We start from the raw sequence: 26119 nt of genomic DNA on the forward strand, positions 1-26119 counted from the left end.
TCAAAATTCAACTTATGCAAAATCTAAAAACAGGAAGAATGCATTTCTCTAAAGTTTTAATAGTCAGAAGCCTGACAATAAACTTTTCTGTAAATTCATTTATGGGAATTTTTTGTTTTGAATTCCCCCGCAGGAGGTTGAATCTATCGATTGTTCGCTCTAACAATGGGATTTTCTACAGATTCTCGATACCCTTGGACTTGTTCTGTGTAACCAATTGGCAGAACAGCTTCAACGTTTTCATGGGGACGAGCAATAATTACCCAGGATTCAAGCGTACCGCCATAAACATTTTCTGCGGCTTCAACACCAGCAGCCATAGCGGCTTTTACTTCAGAAACATCGCCACGAATATTAACTGTAAAGCGAGCGCTACCTACTCTGATATAACCAACGAGGGTAACTCGACCAGCTTTTACCATAGCATCTGCTGCTGCTAGCACCGCAGGAAAACCTTTAGTTTCAAGTGCTCCAACTGCCTGTAATGACATTATTAATCTCCTGTATGAATAAACTGGGGGCTACAAGTTAATTGTACGAAGCTTCGCTACAGATTTTGATAGCAAAATTGCTTAGAACATACGGAAAGGTTCTGATTCCTCAGTGAAATGGATTGGTAATATGGTTTCCACATTTTCTGGGGGATTAGGAACGATGTAGTAGGTAATTACTGTACCAACTTTTACTTCCTCTCCAGCTACGATTCCGGCTTCAACAGCTCTATTTACTTCAGAAACGTGTCCCCGGACGGCGACTAACAAGCGAGCACTTTCCGCTTGACCATAATACACAATTGTGACTGCAGCAGCTTTGACCATTGCATCTGCTGCTGCTAAGACACTCGGAAAACCTAAAGTTTCAATTACGCCAACCGCCATTGGCATGGCATTAGCTCCTGGATTAAGGGATAAGCGATTTTAATTGTACGTGGCTTTAGTCCCCATTTTGACATTTTGGAAAACTTTCTTTGATGCCATATTTTTTTTGGAGAGTAGAGAGGCGATTAATTATGTCTGTCCTGTAAATGATTAATCGCGTCTGTTGGGAGTTAGAATATTTTGATATTACCTAGCTTATGTTTTATATATAAATTACAAATAATACTTCAGCATCTTAGGTTGTGTAACTTTATTGTTTAACAAAATCAATTATGGGTGGAAGCAAGCTAGTACGATAAACTGAAATTTATGTTTCCGAATTTTCTTCCTACGGCAGTTGAGCAACTCACAGAACCTACTTCGATCGCACTAGCTCGGAGTATTCAAACAACTGCGATCGCTACTCCTTTAACTAATCAAGCAGTTACCACAGCATTTGTCAAGCAAGGGTGTGGTGGAACTCCAATTTTATTAATTCACGGCTTTGATAGTTCTGTATTAGAATTTCGACGGCTTTTGCCACTGCTTTCTGAAGATAATGAAACTTGGGCAGTGGATTTATTGGGTTTTGGGTTTACAGATAGACTCTCAGGAATTGCCTATAGCCCAACAGCGATTAAAACCCATCTTTATTATTTCTGGAAAAGCCTAATTAACCAACCTGTAATTTTGGTGGGCGCTTCAATGGGGGGTGCGACAGCGATTGATTTTACCTTGGCTTATCCAGAAGTGGTAGAAAAGCTGGTGTTAATTGATAGTGCGGGGTTAGCAGGTGGTTCGCCATTGAGCAAATTTATGTTTCCCCCATTAGATTATTTAGCAACTCGATTTTTGAGTAATATGAAAGTGCGCGATCGCGTTTCTCGCATTGGATATAAAAATCAAACTCTTGCCTCTATCGATGCGTTATTTTGTGGCGCATTACATCTACAAATGCCGAGTTGGAATCAAGCTCTGATTTCTTTCACTAAAAGTGGTGGTTACAGTGCTTTTAGACTGGAGATGTTATCACAAATTGTGCAACCAACGCTAATTTTGTGGGGCGATTCCGATAAAATTTTGGGTACTGAGGATGCCATGAAATTTAAAAGGGCAATTCCACACAGTACTCTCAACTGGATTCAAGATTGTGGTCATCTCCCACACTTGGAACAACCACAAATAACCGCGCAGCATATTTTAGACTTTCGAGTTGAAAGATAGCCCAACTCTCAATAATTTTCTGTAACGCTACTCTGGAAAGCTTTTTATCTGTTGCTAATGGCTTCTGTTATAGCTACTATTTTTCTCTTGGATCATGTTATTTTCACATAATTCACATAATTTTAGAAACCTCTGTAACTAGAGCGATACCTTCGGTGAGCTTCTCTACGAGACGCTTCGCGAACGCTAACGCAAACCTGTCTTGCATTAATGTGGGCATTATAATGCCCACCCTACAAGCTCCAAAGATTTACACTTGCACTTGGTAATTTAGGTTTAATTCATCTCCTGTTGTTCCCCGGATACCCCAGTTGTGTTTTGGGGTTTCTGTAATCGTGATTTCTATATCTATAGGTGCAATTGCAACTTGTTCCGATAAGCTAGAAAACAACAACCTAATTAGTTTTTTTTTGGTTTCAATAGTGCGTCCTTCAAACATACTAATCTCAATGATGATGTATTTCTCTGAACGTTCTACAGGGTAGATGAAATCATCGGGTTCGAGAGGAAAGAACCGATGGGTACGCTTGTCTTGAGGATATGCTAAAGCTTCAACAACACAAGAATGAATTGTGTCAGAAATGGCACTGCGAGAATGACGGATAAATGAAGCAGTGCCATAGATTTTGATTTGTACCATTAACCTTTAACTGACTCTAGTCAAGTAACCACATCTCATTAGAACTATCGGGATACTCATTTGGTTGATTCTGAGGTTGATTTTGAGCGAGTGTTTCCGATGAACGATGTGATTTTTTGTAGTTAAGCGGATTGTAGTGGTCTTTTACTGGTTTTATCGCGCTAGCTTCTTTGACAACAAGTTTAGATTTCTCTTCTGCTTTTTGTTCTGCTTTTTGTTCTGCTTTTTGTTTTAAAGAATTAATTTCTTCTATAAGCAGGGAATTTGCTTCTGCAAGTTGCAGTGCTGTTTTTTTTGTTTCATCAAGTTCTTTTGTTAGGTGTTCTAGTAATGATTCTTGTTCTGATGCAAAGGTTTTTTGTTTAGATAATTTTGATTGCAAATCAGCAATTTCTTGTCCAAGAGATGCTTCTTTTTTGTTGCTTGTTTCTAAATTACTTGTCAACTCTTTGACAGTTGCTTCTAAATCAGCCTTAGTAGGACTGCGTTTAGTAGAAGTCGGTTCAAGTGGTTGCCCTAACGATTCCTCATCAGATGCAGCCTGTTCTTCGACAATTTTTTCGGCTGTAACTTCGATCGCAGATTCACCTTCTGAGGGTGTAAATTTTTGCGCCTCTTCTTGTAGTAAGTCAGAGAGACTTTGTTTCCTAGCCATTCTTATTTTCTCCAATCACGCTGTAATTCATCAGCTGCACGGCGGTAGTCTAATTCCGCCTCCCGTGCGTTTCCTCCTCGCCATTGGGTAATCGCTACACCTTCAAGTGCTGCTCGTTCATGAGCTTTATAGGCACGGATGAAGGTATTACAAGTAGGAATACCTAAGCGGGTCAGAGTGTTTTTTGCTTCTTGTGCTTCCCCCAAACTGCGGGTATCGACTTTGGTGAGCAATACCCGATGGGGGGTTCCCAAGGGGATGACGGCTTCCTTGACTGTTTCCACGAGGATTGCTAAATCCATTGCAGATGGGGGTGTCGGCAAAACTAGATAATCTGCGATCGCAACAACCGCCACTAATGCTTCAGAGCGCAGGGCGGGAGGTGTATCCACCACTACTAAATCGTAACCTGTTATCTTTGCTAAATCACTTAAAAGTGCGGGATCAGTTTCTTGAGATAAATCAAATCCCATTCCCTGCTGACTGCGCCCAAACCACCAACTGGCAGAACCTTGAATATCTGCATCAATCAGCAGCACCTTTTTTTTCTTCGCAAAGTTGGCAGCCAGATTGACTGCGGTAGTCGTTTTACCGACTCCTCCTTTACCGTTGAGAATAGCGATGATTTTTGGCACTGCTTGCTTCCGATGCTGCCTTTTGTTAGCGGTAGCGGGGCGTTTAGCCCGTGCTGAGTTAGGAGTGCTGAGTGCTGAGTTAGGAGTAGAGAGGCGATTAATCGCATCTGTACAAGAGCTATTATTATCCTCTTTGTCTTCTTTTCAGTTTTCAGTCTCCAGTTTCTAGTCCCCAATCATGAATATACCGCTTTCTGTAACCTTAAGTAACATGAAAAGTCGTAACAATAAAATTCAGAAGCCATCAACTCCACAAAATTCACAACTACTTACAATTTGCCTGATGGGCCTCAAATGCCGCGCTGGCTGCGGATGATCAAGTTTATTACTCAGCCAGTGAAATATGTGGATGATTTTGCCCAAATCTACGGTGACACTTTCACGATCTGGAGTAGTAGCTCTGATAACCATCTTGTGTATTTTAGTCAACCCCAAGCACTGGAGCAGATTTTTACTGCTGATTCCAGCCATTTTGAGGTTGGCAGAGGGAACACAGGACTAAGATTTTTACTTGGCGATCGCTCCTTTATGTTAGCGGATGGCGATCGCCACCAGCGCCAACGGCAATTATTAGCTCCTCCCTTTCATGGCGAAAGGATGCGGGCTTACGGCGAGGAAATTCGGGAAATAACCCGACAGGTGACTAATGAATGGCAAATTGGTAAACCTTTTAAGATCCGTGAGTCGATGCAAGAAATTACCTTGCGTGTTATTTTGCGGGTTGTATTTGGTTTGAATGATGGAGAACTGTTTGAGGAACTGAGGCGATCGCTAAGTGACTTATTAGACTTCATCACTTCGCCTGTAATGTCCAGCGCCTTCTTTTTCCAGTTCATGCAAAAAGATTTCGGTGCGTGGAGTCCGTGGGGTTGGGTTTTGCAACAACGGCAAAAAATCGATCGACTTATTTATGCTTTGCTTCGAGAACGTCGGGCTGAACCTGAGCAAAATCGCCAAGATATCCTAAGTTTGATGATGGCGGCTCGTTACGACGATGGTCAAGGGATGTCAGATGAAGAATTACACGACGAGTTAATGACACTGCTAGTTGCGGGACATGAAACCACCGCTTCGGCATTGACGTGGGCTTTTTACTGGATTGATCGTTTACCAGAGGTGCGTGAGAAGTTGCTACAGGAACTCAACACCATTGGAGTTAACCACGATTTGAGTAGTGTAGCTAAATTGCCCTATTTGACAGCAGTTTGCCAAGAGACATTGCGACTTTACCCAATTGTCATGACTGCTTTTCCCCGGATTGTGAAAACCCCAATTACAATTATGGGCTACGAACTGCGAGAGGGAACGGTAATAATCCCCAGTATTTATTTAGCGCATCATCGGGAAGAAGTTTACCCACAATCCAAGCAGTTTAAACCAGAACGCTTTTTAGGAAGACAATATTCACCTTATGAATATTTACCCTTTGGTGGCGGTAATCGTCGCTGTATTGGGATGGCATTTGCCCAGTATGAAATGAAAATTATCTTGGCAACTGTTTTGTCAGAATTCCAAGTTTCGCTAGTGAATAAACGTCCCGTGCGTCCTGTGCGCCGTGGGTTAACTTTAGCCGCACCAGTCGGAATGAGGATGGTTGCTACACCTCAAGTTAAGCGTGCAAATACACCAGCGCTAGTTTAGGCAATTAGGGTGTGGGCATTTTAATCCCCACCCTACTCTACTATGAGGTAATAATTACGAATTACGTTAGCGTAGCGGGACATAGCCCATTACGAATTAAATTCGACTAGTATATCAGTAGTAAATTAAATGGAAGCTTTACCCAATTATTGGGAAGATATTCAACCTAATACTGTATATTTTTCAACCAGTCGTCTACTAGTTTCATTTGCAAGTGAACAAATAAAGTTGGCATTAAAATACGATCAGAATGGCAAACATTTAAAAGCCATTGAGAAAGGGCAAGTACCTCCTCGCGGTAATGTAGGGCTAGCGACTTCCCAAGAATCCGGCTACGATTTGAAATCTAAAGTTTTAGGTAAAGGTGGCGATCGCCGATTTCATGCAAAATTCATTGATGGGATATTACACTTCCCCGGTTTGGTAACAGAACATTAAACCCGCATAACTATGACAAAACTCGAATTACAAAATCATCAAGTTTGGCGAGATTTAACTGAAATATTAGAAATCTTAGATACTAATGCTCTTGCTAAAAAACATTTAGAACTATGTGATTATAAAATATGCGGCTACTGGGATGAACAAGATAAATATTATGAAACAATTACTTTGCCTCGTATTCTAGAAGCCGAATTAGTTAGTAGTTCTATTGGCGTTACCTACAAAGAACGTTTTCTACAACTAAAGTTTTTCCTCATAGCTTCTGCTGTTGATGGCACTCAAAAGCTAGGTGAGTTGGTTCTTATTTACAATGAAAATTTAGAGTTTATTGATGAAAATTGGCTTTTAGATATCGATTCTCCAATGCTTGAGATACAATTCTGAGGTCTAGCAAAATTTATAAATCCTCATCGCGTCCAGACTTGACAGAAAGCCAACTGATGTAGCAAGATTCATTTAAGTCCCTTTCGTCCCACATCTTGCAGTGGGTAGGAGGCAATGCATGATTGGCAGTATTTCTTTAACCACGATCGCAGTAATTTAAATCAAGGCACTTACCGCATCTTTGAGCCGGAGTGGAAAGCAGAGATCCTCCACTGGTTCAGCCAAAAGGATGTAGATAAGCAGCAAAAAGAAGATTTTATCCAAGCTTTAATAGATTTTGATGACGACTGCGGCGATTTTTATCGGTATCGCGCCTATTTTTTGGCGGCTGAGGCTTTATCCCAGTTCCCTGAATCTAGTTTGGGTGATGCAATTGTAGAACAGTTACTCAAATGGAGTTATGCCTATTTTCGGCAGGATAAGCGAGATTGGCAGATATTACCAAAAGCATTGGTGAAGACAGCTAGAAAAACTCTGGAATTAACCGACAGAAAACGGGTAATTGCGGCTTTTGTTCATTTGGTTCATACTACTGAAAGTCGCACAGTTCTTAGAGTTGCAGCCGAGAAATTAGGAACACTCGATCCGGGTAATAAGAGTGCGATCGCTGCTTTATTACTGCTAATGAAGCAAGCTAAAATTATCCCTTGGAGTGAAAGTTGTAGCTTGGCGCAAATTGGCTACAAAAATGAAACTGTAATCAGTACTTTAATCCAATTTATCAAGATGGAGCCTGATGAGATTACAAATTACTGGTTGCTTTTAGAAGACATATATCAAGGTGCGATTATAGCTTTAGGAAACATAGCTTATGGCAATCAAATTGCGATCGCTACCCTGCGGCAAGGCGAAGCGCCTATGCGTTAAAAAACAATCTCCTCCCTCATCCTCTCTTCCAACACATCCAATAACCCATCCACATCCTTCCCAACTTCCTCAAAACAAATCGGTGGTGCTGGTTCTGGTGCAAACTGAATTAACTTAATTTCCCCCTTCCCAATCCCAATCATCACAACTTCCACATCTGGCTTATGATTCTCCACAATTCCCAAAATTTCCTGAAGCCGATTCTCAACTCTAATATTTAAATTCTCTATCTGCTCTTTTGGACAATAAACAAAATGTGGCGTTGGTTGCAAATCAATACCAACAGTACCTTGACTGTCACCATTTGCTAACCACAATCCCCAAAACAGCGCCGCCAACTCTTGCTGATTTGCTTTGACAAACTTATCCAACTGGCGACGCCACTTAGTATCACCTGATTCTGGTTGACTATTACCAAAAAACATAAATAATTCGTAATGAAGACACAGACAATAGGCGAAACTTATCTCAAACCTGACTGTACACGCCAGAGGCCGGAATAAATCCCGTCTTTCTCCAGCAATTGCTCATGGGTTCCCGATTCTACTAATTTCCCATGTTCCATGACATAAATGCAATCGGCATTGCGAATAGTGGAAAGACGATGAGCGATCGCAATTGTAGTTCTATCTACTGTAATCCGTTCTAGCGATCGCTGGATAGCCGCTTCTGTCTCATTATCCACCGCCGAGGTAGCTTCATCTAAAATCAGAATAGGTGGATTCTTTAAGACTGCGCGTGCGATCGCAATCCGTTGTCTTTGTCCACCAGATAACTTTTGTCCTCTTTCTCCCACAATTGTCTCATAACCTTCGGGCAATTCAATAATAAATTCGTGTGCCTCGGCTATCTTCGCCGCCGTGATGATTTCTTGCTCTGTAGTCTCAAAGCTACCATAGGCAATATTCTCCGCTACAGTGCCATGAAATAGAAAGACATCCTGACTCACCAAACCAATGCAGCGCCGTAAATCTTGCAAATTCAAACTTTGCAAATCAATGCCATCCAGAGTAATGCTGCCAGCTTGCACTTCGTATAAACGTAATAAAAGTTTGACTAAAGTACTTTTACCAGAACCAGTTGAACCGACAATTGCAATGGTTTTCCCCGCCGGAATATCCAAAGACAGATTTTTAATTACTGGAAATCTATCTTTATAGGCAAAATAAACATTGTTAAATTGCACTTCACCGCGTACTTCATCCACAGGTAAAGCTACATCACCTGTATGAATGGCGATAGGAGTATCCAATAAATTCATGACTCGATTAGTAGAAGCCATTGCCCTTTGATATTGGTCAAAAGTTTCGCCTAATCTAGTTAAAGGCCACAGCAATCGCTGAATTAAAAACACTAATACGCTATAAGTACCTACAGACATTGCTCCAGAAACCGCTGCCATCCCGCCATACAAAAGTAATGCCGTGAACCCCACCAAAATCAGCATCCGAATTAACGGGACAAAAGCAGCAGAAAGAGTAATTGCTTTCGAGTTACTGTGGCGATAAGCATCACTATCTAATTCCAAACGAGAGGCTTCATAAGCTTCAGAAGTGAAGCTTTTAATAGTAGTAATTCCGCTGATATTGTTTGACAACCGCGAATTGAGGAAACCTACCTTTTCACGGACATCAGCGTAGCGAGGTGCAAGTAATCGTTGGTAGGCAAAAGAACCCCAGAGGATAAATGGCATCGGTGACAAAGCCATCCACGCTACACTAGGAGCCAGAATAAAGAAAGCAGCGCCAATAATTAGAACAGTTGCAGAAACTTGGATAATATCATTTGCTCCTCCATCCAAAAACCGCTCTAACTGGTTAATATCATCACTGAGGATAGACATTAAACCGCCAGTGCTGCGTTCTTCAAAATAACCCAATTCCAACTCTTGCAAATGTTTGTATGCATCCAAACGCAAGTCATGCTGAATATTCTGAGCCAAATTCCGCCAAAGTCGAGCGTAGGCGTACTCAAAAACCGATTCGAGTATCCAAATGACCACAGTAAGGAAGGAAATAATCAAAAATTGTTGAAAGACATCCCGTACCCCTAACTGGGCAATTATGGAATCCTGTTGCTTGACTACCACATCCACCGCCACGCCAATTAAGCCGGGTGGTGCTAAGTCGAAAAATTTATTGAGGGTAGAATAAGTAGTCGCCAGCCAAATTTGTTTACGATACTGGTGTCCATACTCAAGCAAACGCTGGAGAGGATGCGCTGAATGTTTACGCCTTCTTGATGCCCGATGAGATTTTAATGCAGTAGCCACGGCTTTTTGCGATTTCGTGTCACTGATATTACCACGGAACAAAGTCTTGAGTCCTAAGTCCTGAGTCTGAAGATTGATTCAGACAGACTAGTGAGAAACTAGTAACTGAGTTTATTCAAGAGCAGGGGTGCAGAGGGGCAGGGGAGCAGGGGAGCAGGGGAGCAGGGGGAGAATAAGAAATAACAAATGACAAATGACCAATGACCAATGACTAACTAAATATTGGAGAGAGGAATTTGAAAAATCAGCAATTTGGTAATTGGCAAACCACAGTTTTCGGAATTGTGTTAGCAATACTAGTGATTATTGGGCTAAATTCCTTTATCATTATTAACCCAGGACAAGCAGGAGTAATCAGTATCTTGGGTAAAGCGAGAGACGGCGCTTTATTGGAAGGTATTCACGTGAAACCGCCTTTTATCACTGTGATAGATGTGTATGATTTGACGGTGCAAAAATTTGAAGTACCAGCGGAAAGTTCCACTAAAGATTTGCAAAATTTATCTGCGAGATTTGCAATTAACTTTCGCCTCGATCCGATAAAGGTAGTTGAAGTTAGAAGAAAACAAGGAACATTAGAAAATATTGTATCAAAAATCATTGCCCCTCAGACACAAGAAGCATTTAAAATTGCCGCAGCTAGAAGAACAGTAGAAGAAGCGATTACCAAACGAAGTGAATTGAAAGAAGACTTCGATCAAGCGTTAGGCGATCGCTTAGACAAATATGGGATAATTGTATTAGATACTAGCGTAGTTGATTTAGCATTCTCGCCAGAATTTGCCAGAGCAGTTGAAGAAAAACAAATTGCTGAACAACGGGCGCAAAGAGCCGTTTACGTAGCACGGGAAGCTGAACAAGAAGCACAAGCAGACATTAATCGTGCCAAAGGTAGGGCAGAAGCTCAAAGACTCTTAGCAGAGACACTCAAAGCCCAAGGAGGACAGTTAGTTCTGCAAAAAGAAGCCATTGAAGCTTGGAGAAGTGGCGGCGCTCAGATGCCCAAAGTCCTGGTTATGGGTAGTGACTCCAAAAACGGCGTACCCTTTATATTCAACCTTGGGAATGTCCAAAATCAACCGTAAAAGGGAAGTGGGCATGAGATAACAAGGTCTAAGATTATGGAATTTGCTCTGACCTCAGACAAATTCTACAATACATTGGACTATTCCCAATTCCAAATCTAAAATCCAAAATGGTATAAGTTGAGCTAGTCCCAACTCAAACAACACAGAAAAACCAACAAGATAATAGTCGAAGTTTATGTCAACCCCCAATCCTCAGAATCTCACCGCCGAAGAAGCGAAAAAATTACTGAACAAATTCAACTGTCTAGATATTGCCCCTATCCTCAACTCATCAGAAAAAGCAGTAATTCGTAATGCTTTAATTTTGCTTACCAAGCTTACTGATTACCAAATTTTAGGAATTTGTGCTGATACGGCAGAAGAAGGAATATTGGCAATGAAAACCTATTCTCTGGCTTTGGGTTATGAACCACCAAATAATTTACTGACACCCGAAGGCCCAGTTTATATCAAATTAAATGGTAAAAATGGCTTGTGTTATCTTGATTCCTATGATGGACATCATCGTGGTGTATTAGTATCTTGCCAGTCTTATGACGAAGATGGAATCAACGAAATGTATGGACACCTTCCCTTGGACTTATTTGTATAGAATTCGGCAATGTAGGTAAGGCAAATACCTTACCTACTCACTAATGAAAAATAATTAATGACTTCAATCTTATGAGTATTATTACACTACAATCAGTAAAAAAAGACTTTGGCATTAAGGAAATTTTAAAAGATGCTAGCTTTAGCCTCGACGCTACCGATAAAGTTGGATTAATTGGTACTAATGGTTCTGGGAAATCAACCTTATTAAAAATGATCGCCGGGTTAGAATCCATTGATAGCGGTCAAATTTTAATTAACTCCGGTTCTAAAATCATCTACTTACCGCAGCAGCCAGATTTAGATGAAAATCACACAGTTTTAGAGCAAGTTTTTGCTGACAGTGGCGAACACATGGCTTTAGTACGCGAGTATGAAGAACTTTCTGATAAATTGGTTCACTATCCAGATGATAGTCAACTGATGTCTCGCCTTTCTATGGTGATGCAACGGATGGATACGAGTGGTGCTTGGGAACTAGAAACTAATGCCAAAATCATTCTTACAAAATTAGGAATTTCTGACTTTGATGCCAAGATAAGTACTTTATCTGGAGGCTATCGCAAGCGCATTGCTTTAGCATCAGCTTTGCTATCAGAACCAGATGCTTTGCTCATGGATGAACCGACAAACCATCTTGATGCTCTTTCTGTGGAGTGGTTACAAAGTTATTTAAATCGTTATCGCGGCGCATTGTTTTTGATTACTCACGATCGCTACTTTCTAGATCGCGTTACCAACCGGATTGTGGAAATCGACCGAGGCGACATTTACACTTATACAGGTAACTACTCATATTATCTCGAAAAGAAAGCTTTATCTGAAGAATCTGCTGTAAGTAGTCAACGTAAACACCAAGGCTTGGTGCGCCGCGAGTTGGAATGGCTCAAAAAAGGGCCGAAAGCCAGAAGTACTAAGCAAAAAGCGAGAATTGACCGCGCTCACGCTCTGCGGGATACTGAATTTAAACAAGTTCAGGGTAAAGTTGATATTTCGACAGTTGGTCGTCGCATTGGGAAAAAAGTTATTGAATTAGATAACGTTTCTAAGGCATACAATGGACGCACTCTGATTAATAATTTCACCTACGAATTTAGTCCAGAAGACCGCATCGGCATTATTGGCGCTAACGGTGCTGGTAAATCGACTTTAATGGATATAATTACTGGACGGGTTAAGCCAGATTCTGGCATTGCAGAAATTGGTACTACAGTTCACATCGGTTATTTTGACCAACATTCGGAAGAATTGCTCACAGCATTGAATGAAAGTCAGCGCGTGATTGACTACATCAAAGAAGAAGGAGAATTTGTCAAAATTACCGATGGCACTCAAATTACCGCTTCGCAAATGTTGGAGCGGTTTTTGTTTCCTGGTAATCAGCAGTATGCCCCAATTAGTAAACTTTCGGGTGGGGAAAAACGCCGTTTATTTCTGTTACGAGTTTTGATGGGTGCGCCCAATGTCTTAATTTTAGATGAACCGACAAACGATTTAGATGTTCAGACGTTGGCAGTATTAGAAGATTATTTAGAAGATTTTGCCGGATGTGTAATTGTAGTTTCTCACGATCGCTACTTTCTCGATCGCACCATCGACACAGTATTTTCCTTTGAGGAAGGCGGTAATCTGAGGCAATATCCAGGTAATTACTCGATTTATCTGGACTATAAGAAGGCTGAAGAGGCACAGCAACAAGCCGCTAACGCTAAGGAGAAGCCTAAAAATGTCGAAGTCCAAAATGGTGCGGCTTCACCCAAGGATGGAGAGAATACCAAGCGGCGCAGATTATCCAATTGGGAGAAAAAAGAATTTGAGCAGTTGGAAGGTAAAATTGCCGAGTTAGAGGCTGAGAAAGCGGAAACCGAGAAAACACTGGCGAATGTCTCACCGGGGAATTATAGCCAGGTGCAGAAATTATACGATCATGTGGAAAAGCTCAAGCACGCGATCGATGTGGCGACTGAACGCTGGTTAGAATTGGCAGAGATGGAGTCTTGATGATTTACAAATATCTGGCGATTAGAAATCGCGGCTACACAAACATAGACGCTTTGCAGCTTCCCGCAGGGTAGTCCGCCTCCGCGGACTAAGGAAAAATTGATGGTTTGAAACCCACGTTCGCCCTTGGCGTTCCGCAGGAAAGGTGGGTTTTGTCTGTGTAGCCGCGAATTCCATTCGCCGGGTGCTTCCATTCGCTCAGTATAAGATGTGAAGTTTAATTGCTCAATATGCCTACTAAAATATGAGTTAATTCAGTTAATTCTTCAGGAACCCGATATAATTTGAGGTCTTCTGTTATCTGTTTTTCCTGACGGTTGTATATTGCAAATCGCCAATCTTCACCAGTAGTTACAGACCCATAAAGAAGTGGCAATTCTGAATTTATCCATTGATCGAGTGCAATCAACTCAACTGCTAATTGTGTAAATTCTCTACTTAAATCTGCTTGTTTCGCTTCAATTACTAACAAGCCTTTACCTTTATCAATGTAATAATCCAAGCTGCCTTTTAGTTGGTCACTAACATTAATGGGATACTCAATATTTAATTGAGTTTGGGCAATTTCGCAAGCTTCTAGTAATATGGGTGCAATAATTGCTTGTTTGCGGGCATCCTCACTAAGTAGCTTGACACGTCGCAGGTTACGCTCAATGACTCGGTGTAATTCTGCAATTATCTCCAGAGGAAATTCTGTTTTTGGTAATTGCAACCGTTCGCGTTTATAGGAACAGCCAAGTTCAGCAAGAATATCTTCTGGGGAAAACGGCAGTTCAAAATATTTGCTGAATGTATAGCTTTGGCCAGGTTGAATGATTCGGGGACGACTCATACAGCAGTTTTCCTGTCGATGGCATAGACTACTCTATGATTATTCTTAAGGGGACTGTATTGGACAATAAGAGATTTCAATTAAATAAAATATCCAATTTAGTAGGGTGCATTATGACTTTAGGCTAACGCACCATATTATCTAGGAGTGCGTTAGGGTGTTTTGCCTAACACACCCTATCACTTCATCTTTTACTTTTGAGAATCGTTTTTCTCCCTTTTATCCTGCAAGCTACGAATTTTAACCAGCACTGAAATATATTGTTGAGTCATCCAAATCAACGCCTCAAGGGATGAGTTACCTTGGTCGATTCGGCTTTTAGCTTGTAAACCAATTAAGAATAGTTGCATTGCCAGCAACAAAGCAATCGTTTTACCGAGAATTTGACGGACTTGCATTTGGTTATGCCCCAAAGAGTTGTTAAATACAGGTTCTCTTTGGGGTTGTGCCCTTATGCAAATACCCTAAACTTGCTGAAAATGCCTTAGAATCTGGATTACATGAGTTTGGGGTGGTAGTTTCAACATGGGGTAGCCCCAAACTTCTTACTCAATTTTTTGGATGTAATGCCACGAACTACCTATGGGCCTCAGATTCAAAAGCGAGTTAAGCGTCTGCTAGAGGGGTTGCTTTGTTTTGTCGATGGGGAATTTGAGGATGGTAACTTTAAAATTGAGTCCGACTGGAAAGAAGCAGACAGCGCTAACCCCAAGCTGACTGTGCAGACTACGTTAGTCGTGTTGGAGTTGCTGACCCAAAAAGACAAATATCCTGGCAAGTTAACTAAAGCGCAAATTCGAGAAGCGCTGAATTTGCTCAAGGATTTTTTGAAGATTCTGGAAGATAACCGTCTGCAAACCAAGGGTGTTGACGAATGGCACTTTACACTCAAGCTATGGTCAAGAGATAGGGAAAGGAACTTAAAACGGTTTGATGAGGCTTGGGAAAGTAGTAGACCAGAGAAATCAAAATTAAATAACCCCTCTCCAAACCTCTCCCCCACAGGGAGAGAGGCTTTGAATTTTCCCCATTCCCTTGTAGGGAAGGGGGTTAGGGGGTTAGGTAACACAAGTATATTTCAAGCGCCACCTTTACCCACATACTTTGTAGAACGCCCAGAGTACAGCGATGATTTAAAGACTCGTCTTTTAAATGGTTCATCGTCTGATAGTCGCACTTTGGTAATTACTGCGATTCACGGTTTGGGTTCGGTGGGCAAATCTACTTTAGCTGCGGCTTTAGCCCATAATGCAGAAATACAATCTCGTTTTTGTGATGGCATTCTTTGGGCAACATTAGGTCAACAACCCAATGTGCTGGCTTTACTTAGTGGCTGGGTGCAAGCACTAGGAGACTATAGCTTTAAGCCTACAAGTATAGAAGCAACTTCCACCCATTTGCGGACTCTGCTTTATGACAAGGCTGTGTTGTTGGTGGTTGATGATGCTTGGAATACCGAAGATGCACAAGCATTTAATTTTGGTGGGACGCGTTGTCAAGTTTTAGTAACTACTCGTGAAGGTCACATTGCCGATGCCTTAGCAGCCAACACCTACAGTCTGGATATAATGAAACCAGACCAGGCAATGGAATTGCTGACGAAGAAATTAAGACGCGAGATTACAGGCACAGAACGTCACTCAGCAGAAAATTTAGCCAAAGGCGTTGGTTATCTGCCCCTAGCATTGGAACTTGCAGCCGCCGAAATTGCCTGTGGTACGACTTGGAATGAACTGTTGGCGGATATTCAGCAAGAAGTAGCCAGATTAACAAGTTTTGACCGACCGGAAGCCGAAGAAATTACTGATGAGGCTAGTTTAAAACGCCTGAGTTTAACCGCATCATTAAATTTGAGTGTCAAGAGAATGCCACCAGAAAAGCAGCAGCATTTCTCTTGGTTAGGGGTATTGCCGGAGGATGTCAACATTAATAAGATGATGGCGGCAACGCTGTGGCAGATGGATAAACGTGATGCTGCCAGGGCTATTCAGTCTGAGTATTATCGTGCCAAAGCCTTGAATGCCTTAGCTGACAAACTGCCACCAGAGTTGTTGCCAGAAGCCCTTGCTGCTGCTAGGGCGATTCAGCATGAGTCTGATCGTGTCTATGCCTTAACTGCCTTAGCTGACAGTTTGTCACAAATGTCTGCTGCCGAACTTTTCCCCCTTTGGCAAGATACACTTCATGAGCTATCCCTTCGTACTCGCCCTGATTTACTGCAAGATATCAAAGCATTGTTTCCAGTTATATTTGCATTAGGTGGCGAAGCAGCAACGGTAGAAATTGCTCGTGCGATTGTGGATGTGGGGCGATGGTGGAAATAATTTGTAATTCGTAATTCGTAATTCGTAATTTAAGAGAGTTAGATTTAATTTGAGTTTACAGACTTGCATCTGTAGCCTGATTTTGTTCAATTGGTATAAGGGGATGCAGGATCTATAGTTTTAAGCAAAGTGCGATCGCTATTTACAGCTACTCAACCATCAAGCAGGTATCTCATTTACAAACTATCTCTGGTGTCGATGAGTTGGCGATCGCAATTAGTCATAAAATCATCAGAGAAATTGTCTAGACTGTCAATGAGCGATCACCAGGGGTTATCTTTGGCTTTGTTCTCGTCTTTATTAATAATGGTAGTATTTGATTGTTATTATTGATCGCGCTATTGGCTCTCCATAAATAATACTGAATTTATGACCATACAAATTAACATTCAACTTCCAAATGATGCTTTTTCCGCACTCCGCACTAACCCAGAAACGTTTGTTCAAGAGATGCGTTTAGCGGCTGCTGTTAAATGGTATGAAGTTGGTACGCTTTCCCAATCTAAGGCTGCTGAAATTGCCGGAGTTAGCCGTCAGCAATTTTTAGAAGCACTCGATCGCTATAATGTCTCACCTTTTCAAGTAACTCCTGAAGAATTAGCCCAGGAGTTAGCGCGTGACTAGACAATGGGTTGTAAATGCTTCTCCATTGATTGTGCTTACTAAAATTAACCAAGTTCATTTGCTATCAGAACTTTGTAGTCAAATTGTCATTCCTAGCGGTGTTGTTCAAGAAATCTGCATTGCACTGGATAATGACCCTGCAAAACTCTGGATTTTGAATGAAGGAACTAGCTATATTCAAGATGTGGAACAAGTCGATCCAGTGATTGCTGCATGGGGTCTTGGTTTGGGAGAAAGTCACGTTCTCACCTGGATATATAACAATCCTGGCTATGAAGCAATTTTAGACGATCGCGCCGCAAAAACCGCAGCACTTGCTTTAGAGATTCCGGTGCGAGGAACTCTCGGTGTTATTCTACTTGCGAAACGGGAAGGTAAAGTAGAAGCCGCTAAACCGATTTTTGAGCAACTGATTCAGGTCGGTTTTAGAATCAGTACACAAGTTTTGGAGTCAGCACTTAGACTTGTTGATGAGTAGTGTATTAGATATGTAGATTTATCTTATGGGCAAATAGCGATCGCTTATATCGATCTTTTCTACAGAATACTAAGCGATCGCGTTGACCTTGAGCATCTCAAAACTAACTTTTTCTATAAACATCTTTCCGATGCTTGCACTGCAAAATTTGTATGAGTTGACTTTCATCATCAATTTCATAACGAACTCTATAATCACCTATCCGAATACGATATTCGTTATCAGAACCTTTTAACTTGACAATTCCATCGGAACGTGGTTCCGAAGCAAGATATTGGATTTTCTCAATAACACGCAGAGCAATATCATTTGGTAAGTTATCGATCTGCTTTTGTACCGACTTTGAAATAACGATCGCATAACTCATTATCTCTGCTCTGAGCGATTAGCAAGATATTCATCTATAGTCAAGGACTCACCATCTTTATACTCAGCGCGAACTGCTTCAATTTCTGCCAGTGTATCTGCATCGTCTTCGTACAACGCTTCTTCGGCTTCAAAAATTTGCTGCTCAATTAGCTCTTGAAGTTGACGTTTTTCTGTTAAATCAAGAGAAGATATTGCTTCTGCTAAAGTTTCTAAGGAGAGTTGTAATTTAACAATGGCTGGCATTTTTCTCCTATTGGGTGTATTATTTCGCATTTTGACACCATTATGCTGATTTTAACAGTTATATTTTTGTCAAGCCCAAAGTCTTTGGGTTATATTTCACGCTTGCAGAGTGCAGCGCAGAAATTAGATTTGCCTAAACTGCGATCTGCGTAGTTTACCGCCGTAGACATCGCCCACTCATCCAGTGTTATCGTAAAGAATATTAGGAATTAATTACCAAGACAGATGACTATTACTGTCAACGTTGCCCAAGCAACTGCCAAATTTAGTGAACTTCTGAGTCAGGTATTGCTCGGTGAAGAAGTCGTGATTGCTGAACAGGGGATTCCAGTTGCACGTCTAGTCGCCCTTACAAATACCAGTTCTCCTCGCATTCCAGGTTTAGATAAAGGTAAAGTGTTTATTGCACCAGATTTCAACGAGCCTTTACCAGAAGAAATCTTGAGTGATTTTGAAAATTCTAACCTCGTTTAGTAATGAGAGCTTTACTGGATACCCATGCATTCATTTGGTGGGTAACAAATGACCCTCAATTATCTGCCGATGTTCGTAACTTAATTGCTGATTCAGGTAACATCCTATTTTTGAGTGTGGCAAGTGCATGGGAAATTGTCATCAAAAATAAATTAGGGAAACTGACTTTACCTGAACCTGTAGAACAATATATTCCAACTCGTCTGGCAATCAATCGCTTTGAAAGTTTACCTATTCAAATGAGCCATGTTTTGCAAGTTGCTAGTTTACCAAATATCCACCGAGATCCATTTGATCGGATTTTGATTGCTCAAAGCCAAGTAGAGAATTTGCCAATTGTGACAATTGATCGGCAAATTACACAATATCTTGTTCAAACTATATGGTGATGGCGATCGCCCTTCTACAGACTGCGATCGCCTATATCGCTCTTTCTTAGAGAATAAAGCGATCGCTTACAAGATTTTTGCCTACGCACTCCTCAACTTACGGGAGCAGCTACAGAATTTACGGGAGCAGCTACAGAACTTGTGGGAGCAGCTACATAACTTGTGGGAGCAACTACAGAACTTGTGGGAGCAGCTACAGAACTTATGGGAGCAGCTACAGAACTTATGGGAGCAGCTACAAAACTTATGGGAGCAGCTACAGAACTTGTGGGAGCAACTACAGAACTTGTGAGAGCAACTACAGAACTTGTGAGAGCAACTACAAAACTTGTGGGAGCAGTGTCCCTTAAAGTTTTGATGAAGCTTAGACAATTATCTATATAAATACCAATATCTAGTAATAAAATTCCGAAAATTTACTGCTATAACTTGAAAAATTTATTACGAAAACTGCGAGTTTTGCTGAACCAGAATGCAGTTTAATTGAGGCAAACTAGCCTTATAATAATTTGAAAGGAGTAGTTTTATGTCTCGTAAAAAACGCACATCCCGTGTTTTAGAAAAAGCTCAGTTAAGATCGGCTGGACTGAAATCGATTGTTCCAAGCGTCAAATTTGATGAAGATTATAGTCTAGAAAAATTAGTTGAGTCAATCGACCAGTTACGCAACAAAATTGATGTTTATAATACTGCTCTGTCTGTAGTTGACTCTTCTAAAACTGAAATTGAAGAGATGGAAAAAAATTTGAGTCAGCTTTCTGAAAAAACGCTGATGGTGGTTGGTATTAAGTACGGCAAAGACAGCCGCGAATATGAGATGGCGGGTGGTGTTCGCTATAGCGATCGCATCCGCAAAATCAGGTCGAGTCGCTTGAAAAATGTTGCAGAACAAGCATCTGATGAAAATGCTAAAACTGCATAAAATGCAGGATAAGGCAAGAGACGCGATGAATCCCCGTCTCTACAATAATCATTCTTTTGTAGAGACGGCGATTTATCGCGTCTTTGAGAAATCCGGGAGAAATTGTTTCTTTAGAGTGTTGAAATAACTCAAACAGAACGCGATCGCTTTATTGGCATTAGTCGGTAAGTTGGGAAAATCTACACCCCCGAAAGCTTTAGGTACTCCCTACTTTGGAGAAAATCGCCACTCAGATTAATTTTAGGAAAAGCAAATGGGCGTTAGCACGCTAGCAAAATCAGCACATAATACAATAGCTAGCGTCTCCCAAAAGCCACTCATGCCGCAAAATAACCAAACCACCGTCGAATTTCGCGATGTCACTTTTAGCCGCAATCATCGCCCATTGGTGTCAAATCTCAACTTCACCATCCGTCAAGGAGAAGCACTGGTATTACTTGGGCGCAGTGGTAGTGGCAAAACCACCACAATGAAATTAATTAATCGCCTATTTACACCTACACAAGGCGAAGTTTTATTTGATGGCATTCCCACAACTCAATGGGATGAAATTAAACTGCGGCGAAAAATTGGTTACGTTATTCAAGAAATTGGTTTATTTCCCCATTTCACTGTCGAACGCAATGTGGGTTTAGTCCCGTCTTTAGAAGGGTGGCAACCGAAACAAATTAAAATGCGGGTTTATGAGTTGTTGCAATTGGTAGGCTTAGAACCAGCACAATTTGCCGGACGTTACCCGCACGAACTTTCGGGAGGACAACGGCAAAGAGTCGGGGTAGCGAGGGCTTTAGCAGCAGATCCGCCAGTGTTATTGATGGATGAACCCTTTGGCGCACTCGATCCAATTACGCGCCTAGAACTGCAACAAGAGTTTCGGCATTTGCAGCAAGAGTTAGGTAAAACAGTTGTGTTTGTCACTCACGATATTCAAGAAGCCTTAGTTTTAGCATCGAGAATTGGTTTAATGTCTGGCGGAGAATTGATAGTATTGGGGACGACAGATGAATTTATGCGATCGCAACACCCAGAAAGCCTCGCCTTTCTTCAATGTCTGCGTTCCCTGCAAGATACTTTATGAAAAATTTCTTCCTCGTTAAGTATGCCCCAGAAATTCTTCAGCATACTCTAGAACATCTATTTTTGGTAGGCATTGCCATTGGAATTGCCATACTTGTAGGCATTCCTTTAGGTATTCTGATTACACGTAAAACCTATCTCCGCCAACCAATTCTCGGCATAGCAAATATTTTTCAAACTATTCCTAGTTTGGCACTGTTTGGCTTACTTATTCCTGTTCCCATAATTGGCGGAATTGGCGCAGTACCAGCAATTGTTGCTCTGACTGTATATTCCTTGCTGCCGATAATTCGTAACACTTACACGGGTATTACTGGCGTAGATCCAGCGATTCGAGAAGCTGGGAGAGGCATGGGAATGACAGATAGACAATTATTGTTGCAAGTTGAGATTCCCTTAGCACTAGGAGTCATTTTGGCAGGAGTGCGAGTAGCAACAGTCATTGCCATTGGTATTGCAACTATTGCAGCCGCAATTGGGGCAGGTGGTTTAGGAGTGTTTATTTTTCGCGGCATATCAGTAGTGAACAATCAATTAATTTTAGCTGGTGCAGTTCCGGCGGCGGCAATTGCATTACTAGCTGACTTCGCAATTGGCTTGATGGAGAATAAATTAAAAATTAAAAGTTAAGTAATGAAAAGATTTTTGGCATTGTGCTTTTTAACTTTTGCTTTGTTACTGGTAATCGCTGGCTGCACGGGGAATATCAATAGTAATAACGATGCTAATATAGTTGTTGCTTCCAAAGATTTTACCGAACAAGATATCTTAGGTGAATTGTTAGCACAGCAAATCGAGGCAACAACTAATTTAAAAGTAGCTCGTCGTCCCCGTTTAGGTGGTTCATTTGTTTGTCATAATGCTATAAAGGCTGGCATAATTGATGCTTATATTGAGTATACAGGCACAGCTTTGACTGCAATTTTAAAGCAAAAACCAGTTAATAACTCCAAAGAAGTTTACGAAAAGATAAAACAAATATATGCCCAGCAATTCAATCTGGAAGTGATGCCCAGCTTGGGTTTTGAAAATACTTTTGCGATGATTATTCGGGGTGAAGATGCCAAACGCAACAATATTCAAACTCTCTCCGAAGCTACTCAATATACACCGCAGTGGCGTGGCGGTTTCGGCTACGAATTTTTAGAACGGGAAGATGGTTTCCCAGGATTAGCTAAAGCTTACGATTTACGTTTTGCTAAACCACCCCAAATTATGGACTTGGGTTTAATATATCGTGCTTTGATTCAAAAACAGGTGGATATGGTGGCGGGTAATTCCACTGATGGGCAAATTTCTCGCTTGGGTTTAGTTGTACTCAAGGATGATAAACATTATTTTCCACCTTACGAAACTGTGCCAATTGTCCGACAAGAAATCTTAAAAAAATATCCCCAATTAAGAACAGCGATCGCTTCCCTCGCTGGAAAGATTTCGGCAGATGAAATGCGACAGTTAAACTATTTAGTTGAGGGAGAATTACGTGATATTAAAGATGTTGTCCAGGAGTTTCGGAAATCGAAGGGATTAAATAATTCGTAATTAAGAGTTAGCGGAACGCACCCTACTAGTCTGTCAAGTTTTAAGAGTTTGTAGTAAGAACTTTAGTCCTTACTACAAACTCTTAAAACTACGTTAGACATTGTACTAATGTTGTCCATGCAAAAAATTCTTTAACCACCTAATGACTTCACTTGTTGTTTGCTCATTGGCCATTTGGAGACATTGCTGTACAATTTCTCTGACGTTAGGTAAGTAGCTGCTTTCTGTAAGCACATAACTTTCTTCCTGCAACCGATAAATTAATAACAGATTACTCTTTAATATCCAAACTTCTGGCACTCGATAAGGCAAGAAATCATTAATATCGGTGTAGCTTCTCACATCTATTTCAATTGCTAAATCTGGTGGTGGATCTGACTCCCAATCAATTCTTTTTTTGCCTACTACTGCTCTGCAATTTTCAATGTAAAAGCAAAAGTCTGGTTCAATACCACTAATCTCTGGCAAGCTCATGGTGATGGGCGTAAATGACTCATATATGCGGTTTAAATGGTCAAGTATAGCTATTACTATCAATGCCAACAAACTCGCATCTCTTCCATGCTCTGGTAGCGGTGCCATCAGCAAAATTTCTCCTCTGCGATATTTAATGCGAGGTGAGGAGCGATCGCCTAGTTGCTGACTCAATACTTGATAGTCTTTCCAATTTCCCAAAAGCTTCAACACCGCGCCAGGTGGTAACTCGATTCTTTCTGGTGTAATTACGGTATCCATAATTAGCTCACATTTTAGATATTGGCGTAGAAGCGTTGGCGTAGTCTCTCGTAGAGAAGCGGCTTGTCGCCAGACATCGCATTACATGGAGGATAAGCGATCGCCGGATTCATAAATCCAATGAACAGATTGTTAATCAAAGGCTTTTGCTTACAAATACAAAGCCGCGGCTTTTCTTTGATGAAGGATCGTTTGTAAGCATTGCTTTCCATAAATCTGTTGTTTTTACCCAAACTGGTGGATACTTGTAACGAGAAACATCAAGAATTAAAAATCTATCCGTTTGCTCATTATATGCCGCTACAGGAGAAATATGTCCGCCTTTCTCTTGACCAATTTCTTTGCGTAAATAGTTTACTAAAATGAAATTTTGCGGTTGTTTTAAATTTTCTGCTGCTTGTTTGCGGAACTCTTCTAAACTAGTGTCGGCAGCGTGGTAAACATTAACTTTAACGCCATAACTAGCTAGTAATTGCCCTAACTGATCTAGAGTCATACCTTCGCGAGACACAGCTTCGGGAGTTAGCACTTTTTTTGTATTATCATTACTAAAAAAGTTTTCTTGAGTAAATACTCGATATGGCTTGTATTGTGGTACTTCTGGTGCTGAAATTTTTAGACTATTCAGTACCATAACCATACTAGCAACACCACAATATGCCTGATTATTTTGAGTGGTGAATTGCATACTCAACGGAAAGAAGTCTTCATTGGACTTACTCTCAAATAATAATTTTTCACCTTCAGGTGTATTAAAACCAACTAAATTAGAGGATAGCGGTAATGTTTGAGAGAGAACGCTTCCACTAGAGATACATAATCCTATAGTTAAAGCTTTAAAAAATGTTTTACTTATTTTTCGCAACATAGCATTTATAAGTAATGTAAAATTTTCAAATCAGCTTGTATTAATAATCTCACACCATGATGCTAGACAAATATAAAATTTTAGGAGAAATTGTATAAAAATGCTTACTGTTGCTAAACCCAAGCGAGTTGCCAGCGCAATTTTTTCTTTCACCATCTTACTTTACAGCCAAGTCGCATCAGCCGCCTTAACTTTACCTTTACGCAGCAAGAAGGGAATGGTAGTTTCAGCCCATCCCCTAGCAAGTGAAGCGGGAATTTTGATGTTACGCAAAGGTGGGAACGCAGTCGATGCAGCTGTAGCTACAACCTTTGCACTTTCTGTAGTTGAGCCTTTTTCAGCCGGAATCGGTGGCGGCGGATTTTTACTGATGCACTCTGAGAAAACTGGCGACATGAAAGCGCTAGATTTCCGCGAACGCGCACCCCTGAAAGCTACAAGAAATATGTATTTAGATGCAGCAGGCAAGGTGTCTCCGAATGCAAGTATTAATGGTTATTTGGCAGTCGGGACACCAGGAACGGTAGCGGGACTTTATGAAGTGCATCGTCGCTATGGTAAGCTTTCTTGGCGAGAGGTAATGAAACCTGCGATCGCACTCGCTAAAGATGGTTTTATTCTTAGCGATATGGTAACTTGGCGTTCTCTGCAAGCAAACGATCCCCGCAAGCAAGTAGTTCTCAACAATCCAGCCGCGCGGGAAATTTTCACTCGTAATGGTGAATTTTACCAACCAGGGGAAAAGCTAGTGCAGCGTGATTTGGCACGCACTTTAACAGCAATTGCCGAAAATCCCCAAAGTTTTTACACCGGAAGTATTGCTCGTGCGATCGCTTCTGATATGGTAAAAAATGGTGGTTTAATTTCTCTCGAAGACCTAAAAGCCTACAAACCAATCTGGCGCACTCCCGTTTGTGGCAATTTCCGCAAAGCTAAAATTTGCTCAATGCCACCACCATCATCAGGAGGCGTTCACCTATTGCAGATTTTAAATATTATCGGTGACACCGATCTAAAATCTTTGGGATGGCATCATCCAGACGCAATACATTTAATGGTAGAAGCAATGAAGATTGCTTACAGCGATCGCTCAAAATATTTAGGCGATCCTGATTTTGTCAAAGTCCCTGTACAAGAACTCCTCAGTCCAGCTTACGCCAAAAAACGCCGTCAAGAAATTAATATGCAAATGGCTCGACCCTCCACTGAAGTCAAGCCAGGAGATTTAAATTCAAAATGTCTGCGTCTTCCCTCATCTTCCCCTGCCTCATCCCCTTGTCTTCCCCATGAATCTCTCCAAACCACTCATCTGACTGTTGTGGATGAAGAACACAACGCCGTAAGTCTGACTTTCACGATTAACCTCATTTTTGGTGCTGGTATTGTGACACCGGGAACTGGAATTGTTCTCAACAATGAGATGGATGATTTTGCCGCTGCGCCAGGAGTGCCTAATGCTTTTGGTTTAGTTGGTAACGATGCGAATAGTATTGCACCCCGCAAAACTCCCCTATCCAGTATGACTCCCACAATTGTCACAGAAAATGGTCATTTTCGGATGGCAGCAGGCGCGCCTGGTGGTAGCACCATCATCACCCAGGTTTTGCAAGTAATCCTGAATGTGCTGGAATACAACATGGATGTTGGTGCGGCTGTTTCTGTTCCACGCATACATCATCAATGGCTGCCAGATGAGTTGCGCGTTGAATCCTGGGGCTTGGATGCTTTGACTTTGCAAGACTTACGCCGTCGGGGGCACAAAATAAAAGAAACTACTCCTTGGGGTAATGGTAACGCGATCGCTGTTACATCTGATGGAACTTTAGAAGGAGCCGCCGATCCTCGCGGTGAAGGTTCCCCCAGAGGTTTGTGAGGGAGTAAGAGACTAGGGAAACGCAGGGACGCAAAAAATAACTAATGACAAATGACTAATGACAAATGAC

General features: G+C 41.3%; 33 protein-coding genes and 1 pseudogene. 20 read left to right on the plus strand and 14 right to left on the minus strand.

Annotation, left to right across the window (positions count from 1 at the left end):
- Window positions 1-143: 143 nt before the first annotated feature.
- Together HWQ43_RS30860 and HWQ43_RS30865 are read right to left on the minus strand one after the other, a co-directional pair.
- On the minus strand, window positions 144-491 hold the full coding sequence (locus tag HWQ43_RS30860; protein WP_094352433.1) for a carbon dioxide-concentrating mechanism protein CcmK: 348 nt from the start codon (window positions 489-491) through the stop codon (window positions 144-146).
- Between the two features lie 81 nt (window positions 492-572).
- Window positions 573-884 (minus strand): BMC domain-containing protein, encoded by a 312-nt coding sequence (locus tag HWQ43_RS30865; protein ID WP_094352432.1) that lies wholly within the window; start codon window positions 882-884, stop codon window positions 573-575.
- Between the two features lie 303 nt (window positions 885-1187).
- Between HWQ43_RS30865 and HWQ43_RS30870 the strand changes: the two genes are divergently transcribed.
- A complete protein-coding gene (locus HWQ43_RS30870; protein WP_292740727.1) occupies window positions 1188-2081 on the plus strand; it encodes an alpha/beta hydrolase in 894 nt (297 codons plus the stop codon).
- A 250-nt stretch (window positions 2082-2331) separates the two neighbouring features.
- Here HWQ43_RS30870 and HWQ43_RS30875 read toward each other — a convergent pair whose 3' ends face one another.
- The 3 genes from HWQ43_RS30875 to HWQ43_RS30885 are packed head-to-tail and all read right to left on the minus strand — an operon-like array spanning window position 2332 to window position 4011.
- The gene (locus HWQ43_RS30875; RefSeq protein WP_292740728.1) at window positions 2332-2721 is read right to left on the minus strand and encodes a tautomerase family protein; all 390 of its coding nucleotides are present in this window, start codon (window positions 2719-2721) and stop codon (window positions 2332-2334) included.
- Window positions 2722-2737: 16 nt separating this feature from the next.
- Complete coding sequence (locus tag HWQ43_RS30880) at window positions 2738-3376, minus strand: hypothetical protein (RefSeq protein ID WP_292740730.1); 639 nt, start codon at window positions 3374-3376, stop codon at window positions 2738-2740.
- A 2-nt stretch (window positions 3377-3378) separates the two neighbouring features.
- Window positions 3379-4011, minus strand: a complete 633-nt coding sequence (locus HWQ43_RS30885; RefSeq protein WP_099102086.1) for a ParA family protein — start codon at window positions 4009-4011, stop codon at window positions 3379-3381.
- Between the two features lie 294 nt (window positions 4012-4305).
- Between HWQ43_RS30885 and HWQ43_RS30890 the strand changes: the two genes are divergently transcribed.
- From HWQ43_RS30890 to HWQ43_RS30905, 4 genes are all read left to right on the plus strand, one after another.
- Window positions 4306-5652 carry a cytochrome P450 gene (locus HWQ43_RS30890; RefSeq protein WP_292740733.1) on the plus strand — a complete coding sequence of 449 codons (1347 nt, stop codon included), beginning with the start codon at window positions 4306-4308 and terminating at the stop codon, window positions 5650-5652.
- A 129-nt stretch (window positions 5653-5781) separates the two neighbouring features.
- On the plus strand, window positions 5782-6090 hold the full coding sequence (locus HWQ43_RS30895) for a hypothetical protein (RefSeq protein WP_292740735.1): 309 nt from the start codon (window positions 5782-5784) through the stop codon (window positions 6088-6090).
- A 12-nt stretch (window positions 6091-6102) separates the two neighbouring features.
- Window positions 6103-6480 (plus strand): hypothetical protein, encoded by a 378-nt coding sequence (locus tag HWQ43_RS30900; RefSeq protein WP_292740737.1) that lies wholly within the window; start codon window positions 6103-6105, stop codon window positions 6478-6480.
- Between the two features lie 114 nt (window positions 6481-6594).
- Window positions 6595-7347, plus strand: coding sequence for a hypothetical protein (locus HWQ43_RS30905; RefSeq protein WP_292740739.1), 753 nt, complete (start codon window positions 6595-6597; stop codon window positions 7345-7347).
- Here the strand turns inward: HWQ43_RS30905 and HWQ43_RS30910 are convergent.
- Window positions 7344-7772: a hypothetical protein gene (locus HWQ43_RS30910; protein WP_292740741.1), complete on the minus strand. Its 429-nt coding sequence runs from the start codon at window positions 7770-7772 to the stop codon at window positions 7344-7346. The two genes, HWQ43_RS30905 and HWQ43_RS30910, sit on opposite strands and share 4 nt — an antisense overlap.
- Before the next feature lie 38 nt (window positions 7773-7810).
- The gene (locus HWQ43_RS30915) at window positions 7811-9619 is read right to left on the minus strand and encodes an ABC transporter ATP-binding protein (protein WP_292740743.1); all 1809 of its coding nucleotides are present in this window, start codon (window positions 9617-9619) and stop codon (window positions 7811-7813) included.
- A gap of 236 nt (window positions 9620-9855) precedes the next feature.
- On the opposite strand from HWQ43_RS30915, the gene HWQ43_RS30920 reads away from it, so the two are divergent.
- From HWQ43_RS30920 to HWQ43_RS30930, 3 genes are all read left to right on the plus strand, one after another.
- Window positions 9856-10704, plus strand: coding sequence for a prohibitin family protein (locus tag HWQ43_RS30920; protein WP_292740745.1), 849 nt, complete (start codon window positions 9856-9858; stop codon window positions 10702-10704).
- 178 nt (window positions 10705-10882) lie between these two features.
- Window positions 10883-11299: a DUF1824 family protein gene (locus tag HWQ43_RS30925; RefSeq protein WP_292740747.1), complete on the plus strand. Its 417-nt coding sequence runs from the start codon at window positions 10883-10885 to the stop codon at window positions 11297-11299.
- A 71-nt stretch (window positions 11300-11370) separates the two neighbouring features.
- On the plus strand, window positions 11371-13299 hold the full coding sequence (locus tag HWQ43_RS30930) for an ABC-F family ATP-binding cassette domain-containing protein (protein WP_292740749.1): 1929 nt from the start codon (window positions 11371-11373) through the stop codon (window positions 13297-13299).
- 217 nt (window positions 13300-13516) lie between these two features.
- Here HWQ43_RS30930 and HWQ43_RS30935 read toward each other — a convergent pair whose 3' ends face one another.
- Both HWQ43_RS30935 and HWQ43_RS30940 read right to left on the minus strand, forming a co-directional pair.
- A complete protein-coding gene (locus HWQ43_RS30935; protein WP_292740752.1) occupies window positions 13517-14131 on the minus strand; it encodes a hypothetical protein in 615 nt (204 codons plus the stop codon).
- Window positions 14132-14322: 191 nt separating this feature from the next.
- Entirely contained in the window at window positions 14323-14529 is a 207-nt protein-coding gene (locus HWQ43_RS30940; RefSeq protein WP_292740754.1) for a hypothetical protein, read from the minus strand.
- Window positions 14530-14697: 168 nt separating this feature from the next.
- Here HWQ43_RS30940 and HWQ43_RS30945 point away from each other — a divergent pair, with 168 nt between their 5' ends.
- From HWQ43_RS30945 to HWQ43_RS30955, 3 genes are all read left to right on the plus strand, one after another.
- Window positions 14698-16455, plus strand: a complete 1758-nt coding sequence (locus HWQ43_RS30945; RefSeq protein WP_292740756.1) for an NB-ARC domain-containing protein — start codon at window positions 14698-14700, stop codon at window positions 16453-16455.
- Between the two features lie 369 nt (window positions 16456-16824).
- Window positions 16825-17079 (plus strand): UPF0175 family protein, encoded by a 255-nt coding sequence (locus tag HWQ43_RS30950; protein WP_292740757.1) that lies wholly within the window; start codon window positions 16825-16827, stop codon window positions 17077-17079.
- Window positions 17072-17557 (plus strand): DUF3368 domain-containing protein, encoded by a 486-nt coding sequence (locus HWQ43_RS30955; RefSeq protein ID WP_292740759.1) that lies wholly within the window; start codon window positions 17072-17074, stop codon window positions 17555-17557. The genes HWQ43_RS30950 and HWQ43_RS30955 overlap by 8 nt, the downstream gene beginning before the upstream one ends.
- 103 nt (window positions 17558-17660) lie before the next feature.
- Here HWQ43_RS30955 and HWQ43_RS30960 read toward each other — a convergent pair whose 3' ends face one another.
- Together HWQ43_RS30960 and HWQ43_RS30965 are read right to left on the minus strand one after the other, a co-directional pair.
- Complete coding sequence (locus HWQ43_RS30960; RefSeq protein ID WP_292740761.1) at window positions 17661-17924, minus strand: type II toxin-antitoxin system RelE/ParE family toxin; 264 nt, start codon at window positions 17922-17924, stop codon at window positions 17661-17663.
- On the minus strand, window positions 17924-18169 hold the full coding sequence (locus HWQ43_RS30965) for a hypothetical protein (protein ID WP_292740763.1): 246 nt from the start codon (window positions 18167-18169) through the stop codon (window positions 17924-17926). The genes HWQ43_RS30960 and HWQ43_RS30965 overlap by 1 nt, the downstream gene beginning before the upstream one ends.
- Window positions 18170-18394: 225 nt before the next feature.
- Between HWQ43_RS30965 and HWQ43_RS30970 the strand changes: the two genes are divergently transcribed.
- The 8 genes and pseudogenes from HWQ43_RS30970 (at window position 18395) to HWQ43_RS31005 (ending at window position 22573) form a co-directional block, all read left to right on the plus strand.
- A complete protein-coding gene (locus HWQ43_RS30970) occupies window positions 18395-18643 on the plus strand; it encodes a type II toxin-antitoxin system Phd/YefM family antitoxin (protein WP_292740764.1) in 249 nt (82 codons plus the stop codon).
- A gap of 2 nt (window positions 18644-18645) precedes the next feature.
- Window positions 18646-19032, plus strand: a complete 387-nt coding sequence (locus tag HWQ43_RS30975; RefSeq protein ID WP_292740766.1) for a type II toxin-antitoxin system VapC family toxin — start codon at window positions 18646-18648, stop codon at window positions 19030-19032.
- The gene (locus tag HWQ43_RS30980; protein ID WP_292740768.1) at window positions 19013-19324 is read left to right on the plus strand and encodes a hypothetical protein; all 312 of its coding nucleotides are present in this window, start codon (window positions 19013-19015) and stop codon (window positions 19322-19324) included. Before HWQ43_RS30975 ends, HWQ43_RS30980 begins: the two co-directional genes overlap by 20 nt.
- 234 nt (window positions 19325-19558) lie before the next feature.
- Complete coding sequence (locus HWQ43_RS30985) at window positions 19559-19954, plus strand: hypothetical protein (RefSeq protein ID WP_292740770.1); 396 nt, start codon at window positions 19559-19561, stop codon at window positions 19952-19954.
- 139 nt (window positions 19955-20093) lie between these two features.
- Window positions 20094-20192: pseudogene (locus tag HWQ43_RS30990) on the plus strand (ABC transporter permease); the annotation flags it as partial.
- Window positions 20193-20273: 81 nt separating this feature from the next.
- Window positions 20274-21032 (plus strand): ATP-binding cassette domain-containing protein, encoded by a 759-nt coding sequence (locus tag HWQ43_RS30995; RefSeq protein ID WP_292740923.1) that lies wholly within the window; start codon window positions 20274-20276, stop codon window positions 21030-21032.
- A complete protein-coding gene (locus HWQ43_RS31000) occupies window positions 21029-21661 on the plus strand; it encodes an ABC transporter permease (protein ID WP_194045566.1) in 633 nt (210 codons plus the stop codon). Before HWQ43_RS30995 ends, HWQ43_RS31000 begins: the two co-directional genes overlap by 4 nt.
- Before the next feature lie 3 nt (window positions 21662-21664).
- A complete protein-coding gene (locus HWQ43_RS31005) occupies window positions 21665-22573 on the plus strand; it encodes a glycine betaine ABC transporter substrate-binding protein (protein ID WP_292740773.1) in 909 nt (302 codons plus the stop codon).
- A 105-nt stretch (window positions 22574-22678) separates the two neighbouring features.
- Here HWQ43_RS31005 and HWQ43_RS31010 read toward each other — a convergent pair whose 3' ends face one another.
- The 3 genes from HWQ43_RS31010 to HWQ43_RS31020 are packed head-to-tail and all read right to left on the minus strand — an operon-like array spanning window position 22679 to window position 24176.
- Window positions 22679-23308: a Uma2 family endonuclease gene (locus HWQ43_RS31010; protein WP_292740775.1), complete on the minus strand. Its 630-nt coding sequence runs from the start codon at window positions 23306-23308 to the stop codon at window positions 22679-22681.
- A gap of 14 nt (window positions 23309-23322) precedes the next feature.
- Complete coding sequence (locus HWQ43_RS31015) at window positions 23323-23448, minus strand: hypothetical protein (protein WP_292740777.1); 126 nt, start codon at window positions 23446-23448, stop codon at window positions 23323-23325.
- A complete protein-coding gene (locus tag HWQ43_RS31020; RefSeq protein WP_292740779.1) occupies window positions 23445-24176 on the minus strand; it encodes a phytochelatin synthase family protein in 732 nt (243 codons plus the stop codon). The genes HWQ43_RS31015 and HWQ43_RS31020 overlap by 4 nt, the downstream gene beginning before the upstream one ends.
- 100 nt (window positions 24177-24276) lie before the next feature.
- Between HWQ43_RS31020 and ggt the strand changes: the two genes are divergently transcribed.
- Window positions 24277-26049 (plus strand): gamma-glutamyltransferase, encoded by a 1773-nt coding sequence (ggt, locus tag HWQ43_RS31025; protein ID WP_292740781.1) that lies wholly within the window; start codon window positions 24277-24279, stop codon window positions 26047-26049.
- The last annotated feature ends 70 nt before the right edge of the window (window positions 26050-26119 follow it).

It is taken from the genome of Nostoc sp. JL31 (genome assembly GCF_017114965.1).
Classification (GTDB): domain Bacteria; phylum Cyanobacteriota; class Cyanobacteriia; order Cyanobacteriales; family Nostocaceae; genus Nostoc; species Nostoc punctiforme_A.

What these genes read in the sequence shown, in the direction of transcription:
- HWQ43_RS30895 (WP_292740735.1), top strand. Translation starts at nt 5,782, where the DNA reads ATGGAAGCTTTACCCAATTATTGGGAAGATATTCAACCTAATACTGTA.
- HWQ43_RS30900 (WP_292740737.1), top strand. Translation starts at nt 6,103, where the DNA reads ATGACAAAACTCGAATTACAAAATCATCAAGTTTGGCGAGATTTAACT.
- HWQ43_RS30860 (WP_094352433.1), bottom strand. Translation starts at nt 491, where the DNA reads ATGTCATTACAGGCAGTTGGAGCACTTGAAACTAAAGGTTTTCCTGCG.
- HWQ43_RS30930 (WP_292740749.1), top strand. Translation starts at nt 11,371, where the DNA reads ATGAGTATTATTACACTACAATCAGTAAAAAAAGACTTTGGCATTAAG.
- HWQ43_RS30960 (WP_292740761.1), bottom strand. Translation starts at nt 17,924, where the DNA reads ATGAGTTATGCGATCGTTATTTCAAAGTCGGTACAAAAGCAGATCGAT.
- HWQ43_RS30935 (WP_292740752.1), bottom strand. Translation starts at nt 14,131, where the DNA reads ATGAGTCGTCCCCGAATCATTCAACCTGGCCAAAGCTATACATTCAGC.
- HWQ43_RS30985 (WP_292740770.1), top strand. Translation starts at nt 19,559, where the DNA reads ATGTCTCGTAAAAAACGCACATCCCGTGTTTTAGAAAAAGCTCAGTTA.
- HWQ43_RS30995 (WP_292740923.1), top strand. Translation starts at nt 20,274, where the DNA reads ATGCCGCAAAATAACCAAACCACCGTCGAATTTCGCGATGTCACTTTT.
- HWQ43_RS31020 (WP_292740779.1), bottom strand. Translation starts at nt 24,176, where the DNA reads ATGTTGCGAAAAATAAGTAAAACATTTTTTAAAGCTTTAACTATAGGA.
- HWQ43_RS30925 (WP_292740747.1), top strand. Translation starts at nt 10,883, where the DNA reads ATGTCAACCCCCAATCCTCAGAATCTCACCGCCGAAGAAGCGAAAAAA.
- HWQ43_RS30945 (WP_292740756.1), top strand. Translation starts at nt 14,698, where the DNA reads ATGCCACGAACTACCTATGGGCCTCAGATTCAAAAGCGAGTTAAGCGT.
- HWQ43_RS30905 (WP_292740739.1), top strand. Translation starts at nt 6,595, where the DNA reads ATGCATGATTGGCAGTATTTCTTTAACCACGATCGCAGTAATTTAAAT.
- HWQ43_RS30950 (WP_292740757.1), top strand. Translation starts at nt 16,825, where the DNA reads ATGACCATACAAATTAACATTCAACTTCCAAATGATGCTTTTTCCGCA.
- HWQ43_RS30890 (WP_292740733.1), top strand. Translation starts at nt 4,306, where the DNA reads ATGCCGCGCTGGCTGCGGATGATCAAGTTTATTACTCAGCCAGTGAAA.
- HWQ43_RS31010 (WP_292740775.1), bottom strand. Translation starts at nt 23,308, where the DNA reads ATGGATACCGTAATTACACCAGAAAGAATCGAGTTACCACCTGGCGCG.
- HWQ43_RS31000 (WP_194045566.1), top strand. Translation starts at nt 21,029, where the DNA reads ATGAAAAATTTCTTCCTCGTTAAGTATGCCCCAGAAATTCTTCAGCAT.
- HWQ43_RS31005 (WP_292740773.1), top strand. Translation starts at nt 21,665, where the DNA reads ATGAAAAGATTTTTGGCATTGTGCTTTTTAACTTTTGCTTTGTTACTG.
- HWQ43_RS30870 (WP_292740727.1), top strand. Translation starts at nt 1,188, where the DNA reads ATGTTTCCGAATTTTCTTCCTACGGCAGTTGAGCAACTCACAGAACCT.
- HWQ43_RS30975 (WP_292740766.1), top strand. Translation starts at nt 18,646, where the DNA reads ATGAGAGCTTTACTGGATACCCATGCATTCATTTGGTGGGTAACAAAT.
- HWQ43_RS30865 (WP_094352432.1), bottom strand. Translation starts at nt 884, where the DNA reads ATGCCAATGGCGGTTGGCGTAATTGAAACTTTAGGTTTTCCGAGTGTC.
- HWQ43_RS30970 (WP_292740764.1), top strand. Translation starts at nt 18,395, where the DNA reads ATGACTATTACTGTCAACGTTGCCCAAGCAACTGCCAAATTTAGTGAA.
- HWQ43_RS30875 (WP_292740728.1), bottom strand. Translation starts at nt 2,721, where the DNA reads ATGGTACAAATCAAAATCTATGGCACTGCTTCATTTATCCGTCATTCT.
- ggt (WP_292740781.1), top strand. Translation starts at nt 24,277, where the DNA reads ATGCTTACTGTTGCTAAACCCAAGCGAGTTGCCAGCGCAATTTTTTCT.
- HWQ43_RS30965 (WP_292740763.1), bottom strand. Translation starts at nt 18,169, where the DNA reads ATGCCAGCCATTGTTAAATTACAACTCTCCTTAGAAACTTTAGCAGAA.
- HWQ43_RS30940 (WP_292740754.1), bottom strand. Translation starts at nt 14,529, where the DNA reads ATGCAAGTCCGTCAAATTCTCGGTAAAACGATTGCTTTGTTGCTGGCA.
- HWQ43_RS30880 (WP_292740730.1), bottom strand. Translation starts at nt 3,376, where the DNA reads ATGGCTAGGAAACAAAGTCTCTCTGACTTACTACAAGAAGAGGCGCAA.
- HWQ43_RS30910 (WP_292740741.1), bottom strand. Translation starts at nt 7,772, where the DNA reads ATGTTTTTTGGTAATAGTCAACCAGAATCAGGTGATACTAAGTGGCGT.